Annotated in this window: 19 protein-coding genes; 8 read left to right on the plus strand and 11 right to left on the minus strand. The window is 36.0% G+C overall.

What is annotated here, in order from left to right:
* Positions 1–97 precede the first annotated feature (97 nt).
* The 3 genes from accC to BELBA_RS10375 are packed head-to-tail and all read left to right on the plus strand — an operon-like array spanning position 98 to position 3500.
* On the plus strand, positions 98–1600 hold the full coding sequence (gene accC, locus BELBA_RS10365; RefSeq protein ID WP_014772644.1) for an acetyl-CoA carboxylase biotin carboxylase subunit: 1503 nt from the start codon (positions 98–100) through the stop codon (positions 1598–1600).
* Positions 1600–2901, plus strand: a complete 1302-nt coding sequence (locus tag BELBA_RS10370) for a DUF1015 domain-containing protein (RefSeq protein ID WP_014772645.1) — start codon at positions 1600–1602, stop codon at positions 2899–2901. Before accC ends, BELBA_RS10370 begins: the two co-directional genes overlap by 1 nt.
* Positions 2898–3500, plus strand: coding sequence for a Maf family nucleotide pyrophosphatase (locus BELBA_RS10375; RefSeq protein WP_014772646.1), 603 nt, complete (start codon positions 2898–2900; stop codon positions 3498–3500). Before BELBA_RS10370 ends, BELBA_RS10375 begins: the two co-directional genes overlap by 4 nt.
* Here the strand turns inward: BELBA_RS10375 and BELBA_RS19075 are convergent.
* The 4 genes from BELBA_RS19075 to sdaAB all read right to left on the minus strand — a co-directional run bounded on the left by BELBA_RS19075 (position 3477) and on the right by sdaAB (position 7671).
* Positions 3477–4220, minus strand: a complete 744-nt coding sequence (locus BELBA_RS19075) for an energy transducer TonB (protein ID WP_014772647.1) — start codon at positions 4218–4220, stop codon at positions 3477–3479. The genes BELBA_RS10375 and BELBA_RS19075 overlap by 24 nt on opposite strands.
* Positions 4221–4335: 115 nt before the next feature.
* Positions 4336–5631, minus strand: a complete 1296-nt coding sequence (locus BELBA_RS10385; RefSeq protein WP_014772648.1) for an efflux RND transporter periplasmic adaptor subunit — start codon at positions 5629–5631, stop codon at positions 4336–4338.
* A gap of 8 nt (positions 5632–5639) precedes the next feature.
* Positions 5640–6989: a TolC family protein gene (locus tag BELBA_RS10390; RefSeq protein ID WP_014772649.1), complete on the minus strand. Its 1350-nt coding sequence runs from the start codon at positions 6987–6989 to the stop codon at positions 5640–5642.
* A 4-nt stretch (positions 6990–6993) separates the two neighbouring features.
* A complete protein-coding gene (sdaAB, locus tag BELBA_RS10395; protein ID WP_014772650.1) occupies positions 6994–7671 on the minus strand; it encodes an L-serine ammonia-lyase, iron-sulfur-dependent subunit beta in 678 nt (225 codons plus the stop codon).
* A 166-nt stretch (positions 7672–7837) separates the two neighbouring features.
* Between sdaAB and BELBA_RS10400 the strand changes: the two genes are divergently transcribed.
* Positions 7838–8668: an aminotransferase class IV gene (locus BELBA_RS10400; protein WP_041779611.1), complete on the plus strand. Its 831-nt coding sequence runs from the start codon at positions 7838–7840 to the stop codon at positions 8666–8668.
* Between the two features lie 151 nt (positions 8669–8819).
* Here the strand turns inward: BELBA_RS10400 and BELBA_RS10405 are convergent, their stop codons facing one another.
* Positions 8820–9614 carry a thymidylate synthase gene (locus BELBA_RS10405; RefSeq protein ID WP_014772652.1) on the minus strand — a complete coding sequence of 265 codons (795 nt, stop codon included), beginning with the start codon at positions 9612–9614 and terminating at the stop codon, positions 8820–8822.
* Between the two features lie 104 nt (positions 9615–9718).
* On the opposite strand from BELBA_RS10405, the gene BELBA_RS10410 reads away from it, so the two are divergent.
* A complete protein-coding gene (locus BELBA_RS10410; protein ID WP_014772653.1) occupies positions 9719–11983 on the plus strand; it encodes an efflux RND transporter permease subunit in 2265 nt (754 codons plus the stop codon).
* 64 nt (positions 11984–12047) lie between these two features.
* Here the strand turns inward: BELBA_RS10410 and BELBA_RS10415 are convergent, their stop codons facing one another.
* The 5 genes from BELBA_RS10415 to BELBA_RS10435 form a co-directional block, all read right to left on the minus strand.
* Positions 12048–12782: a PA3715 family protein gene (locus BELBA_RS10415; RefSeq protein WP_157466081.1), complete on the minus strand. Its 735-nt coding sequence runs from the start codon at positions 12780–12782 to the stop codon at positions 12048–12050.
* A gap of 299 nt (positions 12783–13081) precedes the next feature.
* A complete protein-coding gene (locus tag BELBA_RS10420; protein WP_014772655.1) occupies positions 13082–14146 on the minus strand; it encodes a hypothetical protein in 1065 nt (354 codons plus the stop codon).
* Positions 14146–15498 (minus strand): DNA cytosine methyltransferase, encoded by a 1353-nt coding sequence (locus tag BELBA_RS10425; protein WP_014772656.1) that lies wholly within the window; start codon positions 15496–15498, stop codon positions 14146–14148. The genes BELBA_RS10420 and BELBA_RS10425 overlap by 1 nt, the downstream gene beginning before the upstream one ends.
* Positions 15499–15501: 3 nt before the next feature.
* Entirely contained in the window at positions 15502–15831 is a 330-nt protein-coding gene (locus tag BELBA_RS10430; protein ID WP_014772657.1) for a helix-turn-helix domain-containing protein, read from the minus strand.
* A 183-nt stretch (positions 15832–16014) separates the two neighbouring features.
* On the minus strand, positions 16015–17214 hold the full coding sequence (locus BELBA_RS10435) for an exo-beta-N-acetylmuramidase NamZ family protein (protein WP_041779317.1): 1200 nt from the start codon (positions 17212–17214) through the stop codon (positions 16015–16017).
* Between the two features lie 40 nt (positions 17215–17254).
* Between BELBA_RS10435 and BELBA_RS10440 the strand changes: the two genes are divergently transcribed.
* Positions 17255–18472: an ABC transporter permease gene (locus tag BELBA_RS10440; RefSeq protein WP_014772659.1), complete on the plus strand. Its 1218-nt coding sequence runs from the start codon at positions 17255–17257 to the stop codon at positions 18470–18472.
* On the opposite strand, the gene BELBA_RS10445 is transcribed toward BELBA_RS10440, so the two are convergent.
* Positions 18459–19205 carry a polyprenol monophosphomannose synthase gene (locus BELBA_RS10445; RefSeq protein ID WP_014772660.1) on the minus strand — a complete coding sequence of 249 codons (747 nt, stop codon included), beginning with the start codon at positions 19203–19205 and terminating at the stop codon, positions 18459–18461. The genes BELBA_RS10440 and BELBA_RS10445 overlap by 14 nt on opposite strands.
* A gap of 102 nt (positions 19206–19307) precedes the next feature.
* Here BELBA_RS10445 and BELBA_RS10450 point away from each other — a divergent pair, with 102 nt between their 5' ends.
* Both BELBA_RS10450 and BELBA_RS10455 read left to right on the plus strand, forming a co-directional pair.
* Positions 19308–20198, plus strand: a complete 891-nt coding sequence (locus tag BELBA_RS10450) for an ATP-grasp domain-containing protein (protein WP_014772661.1) — start codon at positions 19308–19310, stop codon at positions 20196–20198.
* A 402-nt stretch (positions 20199–20600) separates the two neighbouring features.
* On the plus strand, positions 20601–20813 hold the full coding sequence (locus tag BELBA_RS10455; protein WP_014772662.1) for a hypothetical protein: 213 nt from the start codon (positions 20601–20603) through the stop codon (positions 20811–20813).
* Positions 20814–20984 lie beyond the last annotated feature (171 nt).

Genomic DNA, 20984 nt, shown 5'->3' on the forward strand with positions numbered 1-20984 from the left:
CAAAATTTAACCCTCAATTCAAATAATCTTTCACTTCCTCGTTTTATTTTATTTACTTCGTGGGTTAAGCTTTTTGTGATAATGAAATAACCCAAATATGAAAAAAATTCAAAAACTTTTGGTAGCCAATAGGGGAGAGATTAGTCTCCGAATTATGAGGACTGCCAAAGAGATGGGCATCAGTACGGTAGCTGTTTATAGTGAGGTAGATAGGAATGCACCTCATGTTAAATTCGCAGATGAAGCAGTGTGTCTTGGACCACCTCCATCGAATCAATCTTACCTTTTGATGGATAAGATTATCGAAGTTTCTAAAAATTTAAATGTTGATGCAATTCATCCTGGTTATGGCTTTCTTTCTGAAAATGCCACTTTTGCAGAAAAAGTAAAAAAAGCGGGGATCATTTTTGTCGGTCCATCTCCAGCGGCTATTGAGGTAATGGGGTCCAAATTAGCTGCAAAACATGCAGTTTCTAAGTATGATATCCCGATGGTTCCAGGTACAGAAGATGCTATTTCTGATATTCCTAAAGCCAAAGTGAAAGCGAAAGAAATTGGTTATCCGATTTTGATAAAAGCGAGTGCTGGTGGTGGAGGTAAAGGGATGAGGATAGTTGAAAATGAGGCTGAATTTGAAGAGCAAATGAATAGAGCAATCTCCGAGGCGCAATCTGCATTTGGAGATGGTGCTGTTTTTATAGAGAAATACATTACTTCGCCGAGACATATCGAAATTCAAGTTTTAGGAGATACCCATGGAAATGTGGTTCATTTGTTTGAACGCGAATGCTCAGTACAGCGAAGACATCAAAAAGTTATAGAAGAAGCACCTTCAGCGGTTGTATCTGAAAAGATGCGGAATGCAATGGGAGAAGCTGCAGTAAAAGTAGCAAAAGCCTGTGATTATTATGGAGCAGGTACAGTTGAGTTTATTGTAGATGAGAATCTTGATTTCTACTTCTTGGAGATGAATACCAGACTTCAAGTGGAGCATCCGGTAACTGAAATGATTACAGGTAAAGATCTTGTGAAAGAGCAGATATTGATTGCAGAAGGTCATCCATTGAGTTTTGCACAAGAAGACCTTACAATCAATGGACATGCAGTAGAAGTGAGAGTTTATGCGGAAGATCCAAGAAATAATTTCCTTCCTGACATCGGAAATTTACAAACTTACATCAGACCTCAGGGTGCTGGGGTTCGTGTAGATGATGGTTTTGAGCAAGGAATGGATATTCCAATTTACTATGACCCAATGATTGCCAAATTGATCACACATGCTGATACCAGAGAGTTGGCAATAGATAGGATGATTAGAGCGATTGAGGAGTATTACATCACAGGAATCGAGACGACATTGGGTTTTTGTAAGTTTGTGATGGAGCATGACGCCTTCAGATCAGGGAATTTCGACACCAAGTTTGTGGAGAAATATTTCACGCCTGACAAGTTGGATATTCAGTGGACCGAAGAGGAATTGAAATTGTTAGCTGCTGCGTCTGTTGAATTGATAGAGAAAGAAAAGAAAAATCTTAGAAAAGTAAAATCCATACAAAATGGAGCTTTACCTAGAACAAATTGGAAAAATAGATTACACTAATGGCGGAAATTCTACCTATAAAAGCATGGAGATACCATGAAAAACTAAGAGGTCAAATTGAAGATTTGACCTCTCCGCTTTTTGATGTAGTTTCCTCCAAACAGAGGGAGGTTCTTTATGCCAACCCTCTAAATAGTATTCATCTTTCTGTCCCTTTGGGAGATGCGCCAAGTCTAAATGCTGCTGAGACTTTGAAAAAATGGAAAGAGGAGCAAATCCTTCAGCAGGATATCATTCCCGGGATTTATGTTTACTATCAATATTTCCGACTTCCTGGACAAGATGAGGAGTCTTGCAGAAAGGGATTTGTTGCGCAAATCAAAGCGTATGATTGGGATGAAAATGTAATCCTCCGACACGAAAATACTATCGCCAAAGCCGTCAATGATCGGGTTGATTTGTTGAGAGAAACCAAATTTCAATCGAGTGCTACGCACGGGCTGTATGAAGATTCACTTCATTTGCTAGAACCATTTATGGACAAGGCGATAGAAGATCCAATTTATGATTTGGAGGATTATCAGGGGGTCAGAGAAGTAATGGCTGTCATTCAAGATGCGAAAATCATCAAGGAATTTGTGAAATTGATTCAGGAAAAGCAGATTATTTTGGCTGATGGACATCATCGTTATGAAGGAGCAATCGAATATAGAAAAACGATGCGCGATGCAAATCCTGATCATTCTGGAAATGAGGCATACAATTTTCACATGATGTATTTCACAAATGCCTTGTCAAAGAATCTCCGGATACTTCCTACACATCGGATTTTTTCTGGATTTCAGATAGAAGAAGAAGTTTTATTGGAAAAAATCAGTGAATTCTTTTTTGTCAAAAAGCTGAATGACGTGGAGGAAATCGAAGAGCTTATCTTACAGAAAAAATGGGCATTTGGATTAGTGATTGGAGATCATCCCTACAAAATCCGCTTGTATCCTGAAATGTTGGATCAAATGCCAGCTGACATTCCTGATGTAGTCAAAAACCTTGATTTGATGGTATTGCATTATTTTTTGGTGGATCGAGTTTTAGGAATTCCTTTGGAAGATCAGCGGTTTTCTGATCAGATTGAATATGAAAGAAACCTGAGAAGATGCATCAGTAGGACGATTTCTGGTAAGGCTTCTTTTAGTGTAATTACCAAAGATATTTCTATGAACCAAGTTCTTGAGGTTTGTAAATCAGGACATACAATGCCTCAAAAATCAACTTATTTTTACCCAAAGACTCTTTCAGGTTTACTCTTTGCTTCTATAGATGAGGCTGATTTTGCATTTCCGTATCAGATGTTCCAATCATGATTTCACTCGATAATTATAAGCTAGTCCTCGCATCCAAATCACCAAGGCGTAATGAATTATTAAAAGGCTTGGGTGTAGATTTTACTGTCAGGACCAAGGATACGGATGAAAGTTTCCCCATTGACATGGATCCATTTGAAGTGGCGGGATTTCTATCCAAGAAAAAAGCAGATGCATTTTTTCCCGAACTGGCAAAAGATGAAATTCTTATAACTGCTGATACTGTCGTAATTTTGGATGGAGCAATACTCAATAAACCTTCTGACAAAAAAGAGGCTTTTGAAATGATCGCTTCGCTTTCAGGCAAAGTCCATCATGTAGTTACTGGGATTACGATTGGATCTGTCTCAAGGCATATCACTTTGCAAGATTCAGTGAAAGTTCACTTCAAAGCCCTTACAACTGAGGAAATCAATTATTATATCGAGAAGTTTCAGCCCTTCGACAAAGCAGGGGCTTATGGTATTCAAGAATGGATAGGATATATCGCCGTCAACAGCATAGAAGGGTCATTTTATACTGTGATGGGTTTGCCGGTCCATCTTGTGTATGAAGAGTTAAAAAAAATAACTCTTTTAACTTCCCAATTTGAATCTTAGTGGTAAAACCATTACACTTACTCTAGCTTGGTCATTTAGAATATAAGGTGACCAATTATAAGGGTATTCATTTGCGATTCTATAAGCTTCCTTTACAATAGAAGGATGGATTTCTACAGGATTAAGTATTTCAATGTTTTCTATATCCCCCTTTTCAGAAATTGTAAAAGAAATTAGTGCTTCTCCTTCCAATCTTTTATTTCTTGCTTGTGGTGGATAATTTAAATTTTTAGAAAGATATTTTTGCCATCCCATAATTCCATCTTTTGGTTCTGGCAATTGCTCCGATGAAATTAAGATCTCTTTATTTTCCTCATCAAAATATTTTGACTTCATTTTCGAATGTCTTGAATATTCAGAAATATAGAAGAGTTGACCTTTTGTATCATAGTTTTTGAACACAAAACTTCCGGAATTATTATCTTTAATTAGTTCCTGAAATATTTCTCCATCAGGTCGATATTTTAAAATAACCTGAGTTAAAATTTCACCATCTTCATTTTTTTTCGTGTTGATTTCTTTTACCAACAAAGAATCTTTTAAAGTGTAGAATTTTTCCTTCAAACTTTTTTCTGAAATTTCATTTTTTACAAAATATACAGGGTTGCTTTTTTTCTTCTTTTCAAGAAGAAAGAAATTTTCGTCATACATCTTGATTTCTTGACCAAAAATGAAGTTACAAATAATTGAAAGAATGAATGTGGAAAATACTCTTTTCATAACTTAGTGTTTAAGTTTGTAATCTATCTTTATTTAATAAAAAATCAAAATCTTGAATAAAAAAAAGAGGTTCAATTTTTTATTGAACCTCTTTTTAATATTTAGTAAATATTACTTACTCTGTCTTCTTAGTAATATTCAATAAATCTCCATCTTTCAGCTGCTTGCTCACAATAAAGTAAGGACCTGATACGATTTCGGCTCCTTCATTGACACCTTCAACTATCTCGATATTATCAAAGTCAGAGATTCCTGTTTTAATTTCTTTCTGAACAGCTTTGCCATTTTCTACAACGTAGATCAATTCTTTCAACTTTGTGGTTCCATCAGAATTTTCATTTGTTTGATCTTCTCTCGTTGTCACAGCTGCCAAAGGGACAGACAAGACATTGTCTTTTTTCTGAGTGATGATATCGACACTAGCTGTCATTCCTGGTCTGAAAGGAAATCTATTTTTCTGAGTTACTAATTCTGAGTAAGATTCATTAAGAATACGGATTTTTACTTCAAACTCAGTTACCGCATCAATGCTTGCTTTGGTGTTTGCTGAATTTGCAATGGAAGTCACTACGCCTTTGAATCTTTTTCCTACTGATGCATAGGAGTCAACATCTATTAATGTAGTATCTCCCAAACTGATTCTGACGATATCATTTTCATTCACATTAACCCTCACTTCCATCTTTCTCAAATCTGCCAAACGCAACATTTCTGTTCCTGCCATCTGTTGAGTTCCTACTACACGTTCTCCTTTTTCTACTAAAAGTTGAGAAACTGTTCCATTTACAGGAGAGTACACATTGGTCAATCTGAGATTTTCAGCAGCTTCATCCACAGTAGCTTGAGAGCTCTTTATAATAAATTCCGCTCCAAGTACAGATTGCTTTGCGGCTTCTAAATCATTTTTGGCAGTCAGATAATTAGATTGTGCCAATTCCCAATCAGAATCTGAGATAACTTTGTCAGCATACAATTTTTCGTTTCTTTCATAGTCCAATTTTGCCCGGTTAAACTGTGCTTCAGAACGTTGCAAATTTGCTTTTGCTTGAGCAAGATTAGCCATTTGCTGATTTAGATTTGCTCTTGCACGATCCAATGCAGACACGAAGTTATCAGGTCTTATTTTCACCAAAAGGTCACCAATATTTACTGAATCACCTTCCATGACATTCAGTTCTATAATTTCACCTGCTACATCAGGGCTTAACTTAACTTCTATTTCAGGCTGGATTACTCCAGATGCGGAAACTTTCTCAATGATACTAACTTTTTTAGCTTTGGTAGTTTCTACTGCTACTTCCTTTTCTCCACCTATCCAGCCGGCTGATTTACCAATGATTGCGAACAAGATGATAGCTCCAACTATTGCTAGTAAGATGTAAAGGACTTTGTTTGACTTTTTCTTTGCCATGATTTTGATTAAATATTAAGCGGGTTACCGAGATAAAAATCTAAAACTTTTACTCTAAAGATGTAAGTGTATTTTGCTGTGATAAGGTCTGCCTGTGCATTAAAGAGGTTATTTTGTGCCAGTTGAAAGTCTGCAAAATTAATAGCTCCTGCATCGAAACGCTGTTGAGCAATTCTGAATGACTCTTCCAAAGCTGCTACTCTAATGAGGGACGATCTGTAAGATTGATCCGAAGCAATGGCGTTTGTGAAGGCCAATTCGATATCTTGCCTTAATTGGTTTTTAACTTCAAAAGAGTTGATTTCACTCAGGTTTTTTTGAAGTCTTGCTCTTTGCACTGCTGATTTATTTCTGAAATTAGAAAAAACCGGAATACTCAAACTGACATTAGCTGCTTGTGAAAGGTTATTTTCAATTTGAGTGATAAAAGTAGGTCTATCTACTCCTGGTATTGTTCTGTCAACATAGTTGGAAAAAATATTTCCTCCAATTCCCAAAGTCGGATAGAATGCTCCTTTTGCCGCTTTCACTCCATATTCAGCACTTTCGATGCCAAGTTCTGCAGCTTTGATTTGAGGAAGGATTTCACTAGAGTAGTTGTATATTTCATCCACACTTTGACCAGAAATGAAAATTTCATCAACCGAAAGGTCAGGAGCAATCACTTGAAAGTATGGATCGAATGGCAATTGCATCGCTTGCAAGAGATTCAATTTTGCACCTCTCAAATTGTTTTCAGCATTCAACACTTCCAATTCATTGGTTGCATTTTGTGCTTGCAAATCAAGTTTATTCGCAATAGGCAAAGAACCGGCATCTACAAGTTTGGTAGTATTGCCAAGTTGCTCTTTGGTGGAAGCCATTTGGTTTTTTGAGATCTTCAATTGTTCCTCCGCAAAAATCACATTGATAAATAGATTGATGACATTCAATGTGATGTTGTTTTCAGTAGTTTTTACATTGAGCTGACTGATTTCGATATCAGTTTTTGCTTGTCTAATGCTATTGGTGATTTGTTGACCTGCAAAAATAGTCAAATTGGAATTTGCAGACACATTCACATTTCCAATTCGGTTAGTTTCGAAAAGGTTAGTTACAGGGTTGATCGAACGACCCCATCTGTAACCTGAGCTTGCACCTGCTGAAAAGGAGGGAAGTCTTTGTCCTTGACTTTGCAAAAGTGTAGCCTCGCTTAATGCTTGATTAACTTGGCTCCTTTTCAGCGTTAGATTATTTTCTAAGGCAATTTCAATACAGGACTCGAGGTCTAAAGTAAGACTTTCGCTACTCTGCGCTTTGATTTCCGAAGTGGAAAAAAATACGAGAAGTAATAAGCCTAAAATGTAATTGTGTTTCATTCTTTTATAAATCAATATCAGGTATATATATAATTTCTTTTATCCAAGGCAGGCTTTTCAAGTATTCGATGGTGATGGGTTGTAGCCCAGAATCCATTTCAATTACATGACAAGCTTGATCATTTTTTCCCTTTCTAGAGACAGACATCGTAGCAATGTTAGCCTTTTCCTGAGCGATTACACTTGAAATAAATGCAATAGCTCCAGAGACATCATTGGCTTTAATAATTAAGGTGTGCATTTGAGCGGTAAAGTCCGCAGTAAACCCATCTACAAATGCAATATTAATCAAGCCTCCACCGAGACTCTCGCCGATCACTTCTACTTTTTGTTCACCTTTTATCAAATTCAGTTTAATAGTATTAGGGTGATAAACAGAAGCATTTCCGATTGATTTGAATTTGTAAGAAAGACCAGATGCCTCCGCTAATTCAAAAGCTTGCTTGATTTTTGGGTCGTCTGTTTTGAAATCCATCAAGCCTCCCAGGATTGCTTTGTCACTTCCATGTCCTTCATAAGTTCTTGCAAAGGAATTGTAAAATGTAATATCAGCATGCTCAGGTTTTTCACCTAGGATTCTAATAGCAGCTCGGGCGATTCTCACTACTCCAGCTGTATGGGAAGAAGAAGGGCCAATCATCACAGGACCAATCATATCAAAAACACTACTTTTTCCACTCATGACTTACCGATTTTTCAATTATTGTGCTAAAATAATACTTTAATTCTAGTACTTTGTACAAAGTAAGTTTAGCGCTTTGAAATAGACTAGAATAAACAAATATTTAATTAATTTTAACAGCCATACATTTTTCAAAAACAAAAACTGTCCGAAAATGCACGAAAAAATGAACGGAAACGATACAATTTTTTGGAAGAAAGTAAATCTCTCGAATTGGATAGAGCAAAAAGAGCAAGATGTCAACAGGGCTTTCTTATTTGGGGATGGATTATTTGAAACAATGGTTTTTCAAAATGGAAAGATCCGTTTTGCTAATCTACATTTGGAGAGATTACTTACAGGTTGTCAAGTTTTAGGGATGAACACTGAACAATTGAGTCCGATTGAAGAAATTGAAAGGGCGCTAAAGTTGGGATTTGGGGAGGATAAAGTGCTTCGAGTTCGATGGACTATTTATAGGTCAGGAAAAGGGAAATATACCCCATTAACAGATGAAATCGAGGAATCCTTGCAAATCGAGGATTTTCATGCTGCTCCTTTAACCAAGCAATCAGCATTTGTTCATCCTGAAATATATTTGAGTAGTTCACCTTGGAGTAGCTGTAAAACTTTAAATGCACTTCCTTATGTCATTGCCAATCGTGACCGCGTCAAATTGGGAATGGAAGAAGTGATTTTGTTAGGTCAGGGAAGTTTTGTCTCTGAAGCTGGAGCTGCAAATTTATTTTGGGTCAAATCTGGAGTTTTTTATACTCCATCACTCGGGACAGGTTGCATCGAAGGGATAGGACGATCAGTGATTATTGACTTGTTGAAAAGCAAAGGAATTGAAATTCAGGAAGGGTATTTTAGATTAGATGATATGTACGAAGCTTCTTCTGTATTTATAAGCAATGTCACTGGTATAAGTTATTTGCTTACGCTAGAAGGCAAAACCTTAGGTCAAGAAAGATTTGTAATGATAGAACAGCTATTTGAGTTTGATAATATTTATTAGGCGATTAGTTATCAGTGGATCGGATGGTTTTAAATATTATCTCAGGAGGTCTGAATTCACACAATATCAATCAGTATCAAGTATCCACCAATATCAGTATCTAAATTAAATCAATTTTTAACTCTCAAATCAATTCAAAATATCAGATACTCTATACCGCTACTGCCGCTTTAATATGCGGATGCGGGTCATAGCCGATCAATTCAAAATCTTCATACTTAAAGGAGAAAATATCTTTCACTTCCGGATTGATTTTCATAGTTGGAAGTGGTCTGCATTCTCTAGACAATTGAAGTTCTGTCTGCTCCAAATGGTTGCTGTATAAATGCGCATCACCAAAAGTATGGATGAAATCCCCCACTTCAAGATCGCAGACTTGGGCGACCATCATCGTAAATAGGGCATAGGAAGCTATATTGAAAGGAACACCCAAAAATACATCCGCACTTCGCTGATAAAGCTGACAAGAAAGCTTGCCATCAGCCACATAAAATTGAAAGATTGTGTGGCAAGGAGGTAATGCCATGTTGTCCACATCGGCTACATTCCATGCACTTACGATGTGTCTTCTGCTATCCGGTTTGGTCTTGATTTGATGAATTAGGTTTTTGATCTGATCGATTTCTCCACCTTTGCCATCTGGCCAATGTCTCCATTGGTAACCATAAACAGGCCCCAAATCTCCATTTTCATCAGCCCATTCGTCCCAAATACTCACTTTGTTGTCATTCAAGTATTTGATGTTGGAGTCGCCATTGAGAAACCAAAGCAATTCGATGATGATGGAGCGAAGGTGACATTTCTTAGTCGTGACCAAAGGAAAACCATCTTTGAGGTTGAATCGCATTTGATAACCAAATACGCTGATTGTTCCCGTGCCAGTTCTGTCTCCTTTTTGGACGCCGTGCTCCAAAATATGCTTCATCAAATCGTGGTATTGCTTCATTTTCAGTCTTCAATTTTAATAGATCAGCAAGATAAAAAGATTATAAATAATCAGAAAGGTCAATTTATGGTTTATATCTTTGAACCCGATATTTATTTAAAAATATGTTTGATAAAAAATCTTCCTTATATGGGTTTGGACTTGCAGGATTGATCAGTTTGATCTTGATTTTTCTCCAACCGAAAGTTGTCTTTGATTATGATTTCGAGCAGTTTTTTCCTCAGAATGACGAGGATTTGATTTTTTATCAGAATTTCAGAGAAACATTCGAAAATGACAATGACTACCTTCTGATCGCTTTGGGTAGGGAAGAGGGTGTTTTTGATTCTGCATTTTTAGCTGAAGCAATGACTGTACAAAATCAGTTTGAAGAACTTGAGTTTAGCGAAGAAATTGTTTCCCTATTGACTTTGGAAGAGCCAATCATCAATGCGTTTGGAATTCGCTACACCCGAATTTTGAATTGGGACAGTGAAGATAAATTGGCCAGATCCAAAGAAAAGCTGAACGACCACCCACAATATTCAGAAAACCTGATCAGTAAAGATCATAAATTTCTTCTGCTGATGTTGAAAAATCAGCAAATGATCTCCAAAGAAGATGGGGATCAGCTCAATCAGGAAGTGAAAAATATTCTTTCGAAGTCTAATATTTCTGAATACTACACTGCTGGAAAAATCAAAGCACAAGGAGAGTTTGTGGATTTGCTTCAAGAAGAGTTCGCCTTTTTTCTTTCTATTTCCATTGTCTTGATTTTGGTTTTGTTGTATTTGATTTTTAGAACTTGGTGGGGAGTAGTTTTGCCTCTTGTGGTTTTGCTTTTTGGGATTGGATGGACGATTGCCATTATTTTATTGACAGGAAAGGCGCTCGATGTTATGTCTGTGATGCAGCCGACGATCTTGTTGGTCATTGGCTTGAGTGCGATGGTTCATTACCTGACACTTTATCTGCAAAAGCTTCGACAAGGACTTTCTAAAAATGAAGCTATTCAAAAAACTTTCAAAAGTTTATTTTTAGCAGTTTTCTTAACCTGTTTGACTACCGCATTGGGTTTTTCAACTTTGTATTTCACCAGTGCGGTTAGCTTGAAGTTGTTTGGGATTTATACGGCTCTAGGAGTGATGATCATGTTCTTAGCTGTTATTTTGATCACCCCAGGTTTGCTCTATTTGTTCAGTCCACTTAGGGTGGTTGAAAGCAAAGGATTCAAAGAATTTTGGCAAAGGGCATTGAGAGGTTCTTTGCTTTGGACTTTAAGTCATAAAGCTTTAATTGTAGCAGGGTTTGGTGTCATTTCTATACTTTCCATCATTGCAGCGACAGATTTGAAAATCAATGGATACCTCTTAGATAATCTTCCGAGAGAGCATGAATTGGTGCAAGAGTTTGAGTTTTTTGATCAGGAATTTGGAGGTTCCAAGCCATTGGAGATTTTCATTCAAGCAGGCGATTCAGCAGAGAGTTTATTGGAATTGGACGTGTTGAGAGAGTTGGACAAACTCGAGCAATTCGTCCAAGAAAAATATCAGGCAGGGGCGGTGATTTCGCCATTATCTTTGGTGAAAATCCTCAATCAGGCTCAGAATGCCGGAAATATCAAAGCATTTGCATTTCCTTCTCAAGGTCAATTTCAAAGAATGCAACCGTATATCAATCAAGCTTTGGAGCAACCGGATTATCAATTGATTTCTTCTGATCGCAAACAAGGACGGATGTCTTCCCGAACAGCAGATATTGGGAGTTTGAAGAGTGATGCGATCAACAAAGAGTTTTTTGAATTTATAGAAACTGAGATCAATCCAGATTTTCTCGAAGTCAGACTGACAGGAACTTCCAATTTGATTGATAAAAGCCATAGAACTATCTCACAGCAAATGGCCAAGGGATTAGGTGTGGCGATTATTTTGGTTGGCTTGATAGCTGGATTTCTATTTCGTTCGTGGAGGATTTCCTTTATGATTTTGCTACCCAATCTTATTCCACTCTTATGGATGTGTGGCGTGATGTGGCTCTTGGATATAGATTTAAAATTGACCACTGCTGTGATTTTCACAGTGGCTTTCGGGATTGCTGTAGATGATAGCATTCACTTTATGACCAAACTTCAATCAGAACTCAAGCTCGGGAAAAGCATGCTTTATGCAATCAAAAGAACCTATTTTGAAACAGGAAAAGCGATTATCCTTACGACAATTATCCTAGTTTCAGGATTTGCAATTCTTACGCTCAGTGACTTCGGAGTAACTTTTTATTCCGGTTTATTGATCAGCTTGGCTTTAGTCTTTGCAGTTCTAGCCGACCTGATGCTTCTCCCTGTGTTGCTTTTGTCAATGCAAAAGGTCTGGAAGGAAAAAAGAAAAGGATGAAGTAGGAGGGTAGAGGGATGAAAAAGTGGGTGTTTAAATTTTACGCTAATTCGAATTGATCTTGCTATTGGTCATTTCGACCATCGGGAGAAATCTCAAACTTTTTATATCTACCGCTCTCATATTTAAGGATTTCAACTTCTTTTTTGGCGTCCTTTATAATTTTTTCACAATTTTCATTCTGTTCATAAAGTTCTATCGAATTGACAAATTCAAGATCAGCATGTTGATTGGTGTAGGTATTTGAAATTTTCAGTTCTTTTGTGTGTACCTCAAATGTCCCTATACATGTTGTGTCTGTTTTTCCAACGTAATGTGAGATTGGGAATTCTTTTAAAACCACATTCAGTTTTTCTCCATCGAAGGCATAAAGGGATAATTCAGTAATCGATGATGGGTTTGGTCGACTTTGATTTGCATAAAATACCTTGAGTCCGAAAGCCACATTTGTTTCATTCAATTTATAAATCGATGGTTCGATTTCGATCTGATCAATTCTTACAGCATCGCTGAACCATTCTTTTTCACCTCTGAATTTTGCCTTAATTGTACCAGATTTTTTGTTGGTAAGAATGATATTACTAGTTAAAATCATGTATCCTTCCCCTTCTTCGGCGATTTCAGGAATTACAATCAATATATCATTCTCAAATTCTTGTGAAACTGCCAGTTGAAAAAATATAGCTGAGTTTTTAATTCCAACTTTTTGAGCAGTTACTTCAACCAATTCTCGAGATTCCTTTTGTCCTAGACAATTGAAGGATAAAGTCAAAAAAAATATAATCAGAAGGTGTTTCATATCGTTTTGCCTTGTAAAACAGGTTTGAGTTTTTTGGATCAAACTTATCAAGTTTAGCTGCATATTAAATTAAGTCCTCTAATTCTACAAACTTAAAAATTTTAAGCCATGCTTGGTGGTTCAATCTTCCTATAGGTCATTTCGACCATCGGGAGAAATCTCAAACATAAATTATATTTATTGGTGTCAGTTTATATTTCATTTTTTAATTTGCTGTGCAGCTAGCTCCCTTGCCTTTGCTCTTCAATTTTTTTAAGTATGCTTTATTATTATTAAATATTAGCAATGCTTTAAACTGCCTATTCTATTGCTATTTCTTTCAATATCTCTTTAATATTTAGATGTCTTGCGTCATGTATTTTCTTTGAGTGTTCAGCAACTAAATCAATCCAATCAAATATCTTGGTTTTATCCGTTGTTTTGATTTCCCAATATTCTGAAAGTTCACTTGCAGAGGTTTGCAAAATTATTTCAATAATAGCAGGAACATTTTTAAATAAGTTCAAAAAAATCCTTGGTACCTTTTTATAAATCTTTTCACCAATTATGCAGTCCTTTTTTCCACCTGCTGTAAATAAGTCCCTTACATTTGGGCAAACAACGGCTTCGCGTGTTACAAGCCATATAGCAAGTCGACCAAATTTATCATTACTATTTCCAAAAAGTTCAGGAAAATAAACCATAGCCCTATTTTTCAGCTCATGCTTTTCTCTAATTGATAGATTATTCCAGATCCTAATTACTATATTACTTGATTTACTGTTGTCGTCAGCATCCATCCACCAAAGTTCTTCCCCTGGTTTTAGTTTACTTTTATAATATTCAACTATTGGTCTAATGGGGTTTTCCTTTTTTCTTAAAGTGTCGTAAGGCATATTGATTTTATCAAAAATTGTATTGCCTTCTTCTAAATTCATATCAATCAAATACCGAGGTGAGTGAGTAACCACAACTTCCGATAAAACATCTTCGTATGGTCTGCAACGAAACTCAATTGGGCTAGCTAATTTAGCAAATAGCATAAATATTCGCTCAATATTCTCTACTCTAGTACCTTCTAAAACGCTATTTCCTGTTGTTTTCCAATGATTTTGAGTAGTAGTTTTAACTTCAATACCATAGTATTTTTTTGCAATAATATCAGGGAATTTCTGACCACCAATTAATTCAATAGAATCTTCAAATTGTGTCCCCAGTGCTTTTTCGGCCATTATATCCTTTACATATGGCTCTAATTGTCGACCCAAAAGTGTTGCGACTTTTTTTGAAGATTTTTGAGCGTGTATATTTAGTTCTGAAATTGTCGAACTAAGCAACAAATCAAATTCGTTCCTATTTGGGTCGGGATTAACTGAAACTATCATTATTGTTTTTCAAAATATAAATCCCAAACATCTTCTAACCTCTTCGCTAAATTGAATGCTAAAAGTGGTGGAACAGCATTTCCGATAATTTTATATGCTTGAGATGGACTAACTAAAAATGAACCCTTTCTACCGTTTTTGTTTTCAATTACAAAGTTATAGTCAGGTGGAAACGTTTGTATTAAAGCACATTCCCGAACTGTCAATCTTCGTTCCTTAAGGCCTTCGGTTAATTCACTTGTAATTTGACCACCATTTTCCTTGGAAAGCCTCCTGAACTCTATATTTCCGTGATGTTCGGAACGGATAGTTGGTGATATGCCTGAAAGTTTAATTTCAGTTTGTCCTTGACAATGCTTACCCATAAATTTTGCTTTTGAATAAAATCGTTGGGATAAATCTTTTGTCGTATCTGGTTCTTCTAAATGCTGAAACAATTCCTTAAGTTGAACAAAGTCTTTTAAATTTTCACCCTCTACAGTATACGAGTGAGTAGGACTTGGATAAGGGTTGTAAATATCTGAAATGGCGACCTTCTCAATTTCCTTAAGTGCATTTTTGTTTAAAGCAGATTTTTTTATTCCAACAAATATCACCCTTTCTCTTGATTGCGGAACACCAAAGTCTGCAGAATGCAATACTTTAGGTTCAAGCACAATGTAACCATTTCCATTTGCGGAAGAAAAGTCACTTTGAATAATTGATTTTACGTCTCCTAGATTCACAAGTCCTTTTACATTTTCAGCTATGAATATCTTCGGTTGAGTTATCTCAATCACTTCTTTCATCCACATGTATAACTGCCCACGGGTTTCAATAGAGGCAGATTTATCCATTATCAATTCCCCTTTATGATTTTTATTGGAATTGAATCCGTTTCTTTTTCCTGCAAGGCTGAAATCCTGGCAAGGAAACCCCCCTGTGACAATGTCAACTTCTTCAGGGAAAACGTTGACACCATTTTTATACATTTTGACAAGGTCAACAATGCTTTCCTTATAAAAATCTTGAGCATTGTGTCCCCGTTTTGTGAAATAATTGACCCAAGCATTTCTTGCGTCATTCAAAATATCGTTGGCAAAAACAGTCTTAAACCTTGTCTTTTTTAATTCAACAAAACCATTATTTAAGTCTTTCTCAATAAAATGTGGTGTAATGATTTCGTTTATTGAATTCTTTAGGACAGAAAATCCACCTTCAAATCCCAGATCCATTCCTCCACAACCTGAAAAAAGAGAAAGTACATTTAATGTTTTCTTTTCTCTCTCCTTTGAAGTTTTTGGATTGTATAAAATATCCAACTGTGGTTCTTCAACTACGCTTATTTCAGTTTCAACACTTTCAGATCGCATAGTTCAATTTTTTACAAGACTAGATCTTAGATAATTTACTTTCTGCTCCGCAGCTTTCAAAACTTTACTTGCACAATCTTCATCAACGATTTCATAAGCGATTCTCTCACTGATGAACTGAACCAACAAGTCTTCTTTATCAAATTCTAAAATTTCAGCCAATTTAATTATTATATCTTTATTCGGTTTTCGTTCATTGCGTTCTATTTTACTTAAAATAGCCTGATCAATGTCGAGATAGGATGCAACTTGCCTGAGAAGTAGTCCCATACTTTCTCTTTTCGCTCTTATTGTTTGTCCTATGGGTTCCATATGAATTTTTTGTCTTGACATTATTAGTCAAATTTAAAATGTCAAATTTAATTATGCAAGTAGTAATTTATAAGTTATGAAATGAATTGATTTTCGTTATTGAAAAGCTTCCCTGTTCATTAATAAAGTTTTTAAGGCTGATGCACAATTTTGATATATTTACTTCACTAAAACTAATCCTTTTTTATCACTCAAGCAAAACAATCAATACAGCAAATACGCCTTACTCTGCTCTTTAAACTTTTCCAAATCAGCTTGCCAGGTGGCTCGGATTTCTGGTTCGGTTTTGCCGGCTAGGATGTCTTTTCGGAGTTGGTCGGTACCGGCTAGTTTGTCGAAGAAATTGTTGAAGAATTTTTCCTTTTTGCCAGAGGTCTGATAGGCTTCTAGCAAATACTCCAAGGTAAATCGATGTGTCAAGGGTTCATTTCTCAAATCTCTCCCGAAGCAAAGTTGATTTTGGTGTGGAGGATTTTTTGACATGCCTTCTATGCTGACAGGTTTGAAGGAAAACTCCCCATATTTAGCATCCGGAAAACCATACACTTGAAAAGGAAAATAAGTGCCTCTGCCAACAGAAATATCAGTTCCTTCGAAAAAGCAGAGTGAAGGATAAAGTCTAATAGAAAGATCATTCGGTAAATTGGGTGATGGCTTCACTGGTAAACTGTAAGCCATTTCTCTTGACCAATTTTCAACTTTGATGATTTCCAACTCTGTTTTCACCTTGTTTCTTAACCAACCTTCTCCATTGATCATTTGTGCAAGTTCCCCAACTGTAAGTCCATGGACAACAGGAATAGGATGCATACCGACAAAACTTTCAAATCCCTTTTTCAAAACAGGTCCATCGATATAGTCTCCATTTGGATTTGGTCTATCCAAAATCAGCATGGGGACCTTATTTTCAGCAGCACTTTCCATCACATAATGCATGGTACTGATGTAGGTGTAAAAGCGCAAACCCACATCCTGCAAATCATATATGATCAAATCTAGCCCTTGAAGAGATTCGGGCGAGGGCTTTTTATTATTTCCATAAAGAGAGACAATCGGAAGTCCTGATCTGGAATCAATTTCATTGTTTACGGCTTCTCCAGCATCAGCATCACCCCGAAAGCCATGCTCGGGAACGAATACTTTTACAACATCGATTCCTTCCATCATTAGAAAGTCAACTAAGTGGATGTTATTTTTGGTACTTAGAATGCTGGTTTGATTGACAACAAGTCCTATTTTTTTACCTTGAAGTTGTTCTAAATATTCCTCTAATCTATCTGCAGCAGGTAAGATTTGTAGGGTTTCCTTTTGAAAGGCTAGCCCAGTTTTTGATTGAGGGCTTTGACAAAATGCCAAGCTTTGAAGTAAAAAAGTAAGAAGGAATGCGATTTTCATTTGCTTCATGTTATTTTGCGCTAGATTTCCACCAAATTATAAAACTTCGTTGAACCTTTCCTATTTCATTGCCAAAAGAATCAGTTTTAAGAGAACCGGTGGTTTCACAGGAACGATCCATAGAATAGCAGTTGCCAGTGTGGCGATAGGCTTAGCGATTACGATGATTTCTTTTATGATTCTTGGTGGTTTTCAAAATGAAATTTCCAACAAGGTATTTTCTTTTACAGGACATTTTCAAAGCATGAAGTTCGTTTCAGGCAATGCTTTTGAAGAATCTCCCATTTCTACGAATGCTAATTTTTTCCAAAATTATCAAAATTTAGATTTTATTAAGCATGTTCAAGTTTTTGCGCACAAGCCAGGGTTGCTGAAGGGTGATGAAGAAGTCGAGGGCGTCTTGATGAAAGGTGTTGGGCCGGATTTTGACTCCTTGAGTTTCAAGCCATCTATTATCAAAGGTCGATTTATCCAGTTTTCAGATTCTGCTGCGAGCAATGAAATCGTTTTGAGCAAAAAGATAGCCAATAAATTGCTTTTGGATGTAGGAGATCGGGTGACGATGTATTTTGTGCAGGAGCCACCGAGATTTAGACGATTGGAAATAGTGGGGATTTATGAGACCTTCTTGGAGAATTTTGATGATAAAATCCTATTGGGAGATATTCAGACCATTAGAAATCTCAATGCCTGGACACCGGATCAGGTAGGAGGGTTTGAGATTTTTGTCAATGATCCGAGCCAGTTGGAAAGCTATGCGGAGCCTTTGTATGACTTTTTGGATTTCGATTTGAAGCTAGTTAAGGTGACAGAAAAGTATATGGAGATTTTTGATTGGCTGCTTTTGCTCAATAATAATGTCTATGTTTTTCTTACGCTGATACTGTTTGTTGCAGCATTTAATATGGTTTCTATCCTGTTTATTCTGATTATGGAAAGAACCCAAATGATCGGTGTCCTGAAAGCGATAGGAGCAAAAAATGCACAGATCAGAAGAATTTTTGTTTGGAATGGTGTGAGGATTATAAGTCGGGGATTGCTGATTGGAAACGCGATTGGTTTAGGATTCGGATTGCTTCAAGATCAATTTCGGATTATTCCTTTGGATTCAGAAAATTACTATATGAGTTTTGTTCCTATTGATTGGAATTGGCCTGTCTTTTTCTTCTTGAATTTGACAGTGTTGCTAGTTACTACATTGGTTTTATTCATTCCAGCAATGCTGATAAGCAATATCAAGCCTATCAAAGCAATCAGGTTTGATTGATTGGCTTGTAAGTTTTGAAAAAGCTTTTGAACTTCATGTAAATCACTCCCATTACTGCCTCTTTGAAAATTCCTGAGCTCATCTTAGATGTTCCTTTCGTTCGGTCTGTGAAAATTATTGGTACCTCTATGATTTTAAATCCTAGTTTCCAAGCAGTGAACTTCATCTCTATTTGAAAAGCATAACCAACAAACTTGATTTTGTTGAGATCCATGGCTTTGAGTACTTTTGCTGTGTAGCATTTAAAACCAGCTGTAGTGTCCTTGATTGGAATTCCTGTTACGAACTGAACATATTTGCTGGCAAAAAATGACATCAAAACCCTTCCCATAGGCCAATTTACTACATTTACACCCGTGATGTATCGTGAGCCGATAGCCATATCATAACCATGGTTTGAGCAAGCACGATGAAGTTTAATTAGGTCATCAGGATTATGTGAAAAATCCGCATCCATTTCAAAAATATAGGAATAGCCTTTTTCCAAGGCAAATTTGAATCCTGTGATATAGGCTGTACCAAGTCCTAATTTGCCTTTTCTTTGAATTAAATGAAGACGGCCGGTAAAATCATTTTGGTGTTTGATGACCTCTTCTGCGGTTCCGTCTGGGGAGTTGTCATCTATAATTAATAAATCAAATTCACCATCAAGATTCATGACGGCATGAATCATTTCCTGGATGTTTTCCAGTTCATTATAAGTAGGAATGATTACTAATTTTTCTTTTTTCATAAGACAAGTCTCAAAAATAGGATTAAATCAGCATATAAATAATGAAAAACAGTTAAAATGATATAATTTCGACACTAAAATAAACCCAATCAAGTAAGAGTAATGAGTCGAATAGCAATAATCACCTATGAAGCAAAAGGTTCCTATGCAGCGAGTAATGTGGCAGATGAAGATCAGGTTTTAGCCTCTATATTAGATGAAATTGACGTTGACTACAAATTTGAGATTTGGTCAGATAAGACGGTTGATTGGAGTCAATATGCTTGTTTGTTGCTCAAATCCCCATGGGATTATTTTGATAGGTATGAAGAGTATTTAGAATGGTGTAAGCATGTTCAGGAATTAGGGATTCCGGTTTACAATGATTTGGAAACGGTTATTTGGAATTCAGATAAGAAATATTTGAAGGAAATTGAAAATGCTGGTTTTTCGATTGTTAAAACTCAATTTTTAGAAAAAGGAAAAAATGCATCAGATGTATATGCTTGTTATACGCTTTTTGGAGTACAAGAATTGATTGTCAAGCCGGCGGTTAGCGGAGGTGCTAAGCATACTCTAAAAGTCAGTATGGGTAATTTTAAATCAATGAAAGAAAAGATTGATGAGTTATTGAAGTCTGAGGAGTTTTTGGTTCAGCCTTTTATGGAGGAGATTGTCTCAGTAGGGGAGTATTCCTATATTTTCTTCGATGGTAAATTTTCTCATGCTGTACTCAAAAGTGCTAAATCAGGAGATTTTCGTGTTCAACATTTCTTCGGAGGAGAAATTACCAAAATTCAACTAAGTAGCTCTGAATTAGTATATCTTGAGTCCTTAGTAAAAGCCTTTACCAAGGATACGCTTTATGCGAGAGTTGATGGCGTATGGAGAGGAGGGGAGTTCTTGTTGATGGAATTGGAATTGATCGAGCCTTATCTTTTTTTATTCACTTCGGAAGCCGCTAAGCTTAATTATACCCAAGCACTCAAAAGCAGATTTTCGTTACAGGTTTGATTCATTAAAATCTTTAAAAACCTATCTCTCAAGATGGAGTTAATTTGCCCATTTTCTTGATTCAGAATTTTGGGGTTATGAGTCATTTTTGATTGAAAAGAAGGTAGTTGAAAAAATATTTTAAAAAAAAGTAAAGTTTTTTTAATTTTTTTCCGGTCTCAGAGAGGAGGGTAAATTGGTGTGAAATACAAAATACTTCGAGTGATAATCATTTACTTTTTTGTGTAAATTTTTTATGTCTATTTGTTTAGTTTTTAAGCCCTTTTTGTATTGTAGTACAGTCCTTTAGCATGTTTGTAATTTAAAAAATATGTGCAATATTGGTGTATGAATTGATGATTTGATATGCTTATTATCAATTTTTATTGAAAAAAAGTGAGTTAAAAACTAACATTAAATATCATGAAAAACACAAAAAAATTGATTTTAGCAAATGTATTCGCATTACTTGCAGTAGTGGTATTCCTTACCCTAGGAAATACATTTGGGATTGACTTTGGAAGTGCGACTACTTCATTATTGGTAAAGGCTTTATTCCTTTTGATTCCACAAGTAGGATTTATTTATTTATACTGGATGTCATTAAGATCAGCAGAAGAGAGAAACATTGCTTAGGTTTAAAATCAGGTAATAATATAAAGTGTCTAGCAGAGTTTGCTAGGCATTTTTTTTATTAAATTTTCTATCAGAAAATCAGGGATTTAAGAAATGAATCATTTTTTTCGATCTCTACTATTTGGAATATTAAGTATTCAAGTTACCTTTGCAAGCCTTAAGACAAGGAAT

This window comes from Belliella baltica DSM 15883 (assembly GCF_000265405.1).
Lineage (GTDB): Bacteria > Bacteroidota > Bacteroidia > Cytophagales > Cyclobacteriaceae > Belliella > Belliella baltica.

Coding starts and splice junctions, on each gene's coding strand:
- accC (WP_014772644.1), top strand. CDS start 98: ATGAAAAAAATTCAAAAACTTTTGGTAGCCAATAGGGGAGAGATTAGT.
- BELBA_RS10370 (WP_014772645.1), top strand. CDS start 1,600: ATGGCGGAAATTCTACCTATAAAAGCATGGAGATACCATGAAAAACTA.
- BELBA_RS10375 (WP_014772646.1), top strand. CDS start 2,898: ATGATTTCACTCGATAATTATAAGCTAGTCCTCGCATCCAAATCACCA.
- BELBA_RS19075 (WP_014772647.1), bottom strand. CDS start 4,220: ATGAAAAGAGTATTTTCCACATTCATTCTTTCAATTATTTGTAACTTC.
- BELBA_RS10385 (WP_014772648.1), bottom strand. CDS start 5,631: ATGGCAAAGAAAAAGTCAAACAAAGTCCTTTACATCTTACTAGCAATA.
- BELBA_RS10390 (WP_014772649.1), bottom strand. CDS start 6,989: ATGAAACACAATTACATTTTAGGCTTATTACTTCTCGTATTTTTTTCC.
- sdaAB (WP_014772650.1), bottom strand. CDS start 7,671: ATGAGTGGAAAAAGTAGTGTTTTTGATATGATTGGTCCTGTGATGATT.
- BELBA_RS10400 (WP_041779611.1), top strand. CDS start 7,838: ATGAACGGAAACGATACAATTTTTTGGAAGAAAGTAAATCTCTCGAAT.
- BELBA_RS10405 (WP_014772652.1), bottom strand. CDS start 9,614: ATGAAGCAATACCACGATTTGATGAAGCATATTTTGGAGCACGGCGTC.
- BELBA_RS10410 (WP_014772653.1), top strand. CDS start 9,719: ATGTTTGATAAAAAATCTTCCTTATATGGGTTTGGACTTGCAGGATTG.
- BELBA_RS10415 (WP_157466081.1), bottom strand. CDS start 12,782: ATGAAACACCTTCTGATTATATTTTTTTTGACTTTATCCTTCAATTGT.
- BELBA_RS10420 (WP_014772655.1), bottom strand. CDS start 14,146: ATGATAGTTTCAGTTAATCCCGACCCAAATAGGAACGAATTTGATTTG.
- BELBA_RS10425 (WP_014772656.1), bottom strand. CDS start 15,498: ATGCGATCTGAAAGTGTTGAAACTGAAATAAGCGTAGTTGAAGAACCA.
- BELBA_RS10430 (WP_014772657.1), bottom strand. CDS start 15,831: ATGTCAAGACAAAAAATTCATATGGAACCCATAGGACAAACAATAAGA.
- BELBA_RS10435 (WP_041779317.1), bottom strand. CDS start 17,214: ATGAAGCAAATGAAAATCGCATTCCTTCTTACTTTTTTACTTCAAAGC.
- BELBA_RS10445 (WP_014772660.1), bottom strand. CDS start 19,205: ATGAAAAAAGAAAAATTAGTAATCATTCCTACTTATAATGAACTGGAA.
- BELBA_RS10450 (WP_014772661.1), top strand. CDS start 19,308: ATGAGTCGAATAGCAATAATCACCTATGAAGCAAAAGGTTCCTATGCA.
- BELBA_RS10455 (WP_014772662.1), top strand. CDS start 20,601: ATGAAAAACACAAAAAAATTGATTTTAGCAAATGTATTCGCATTACTT.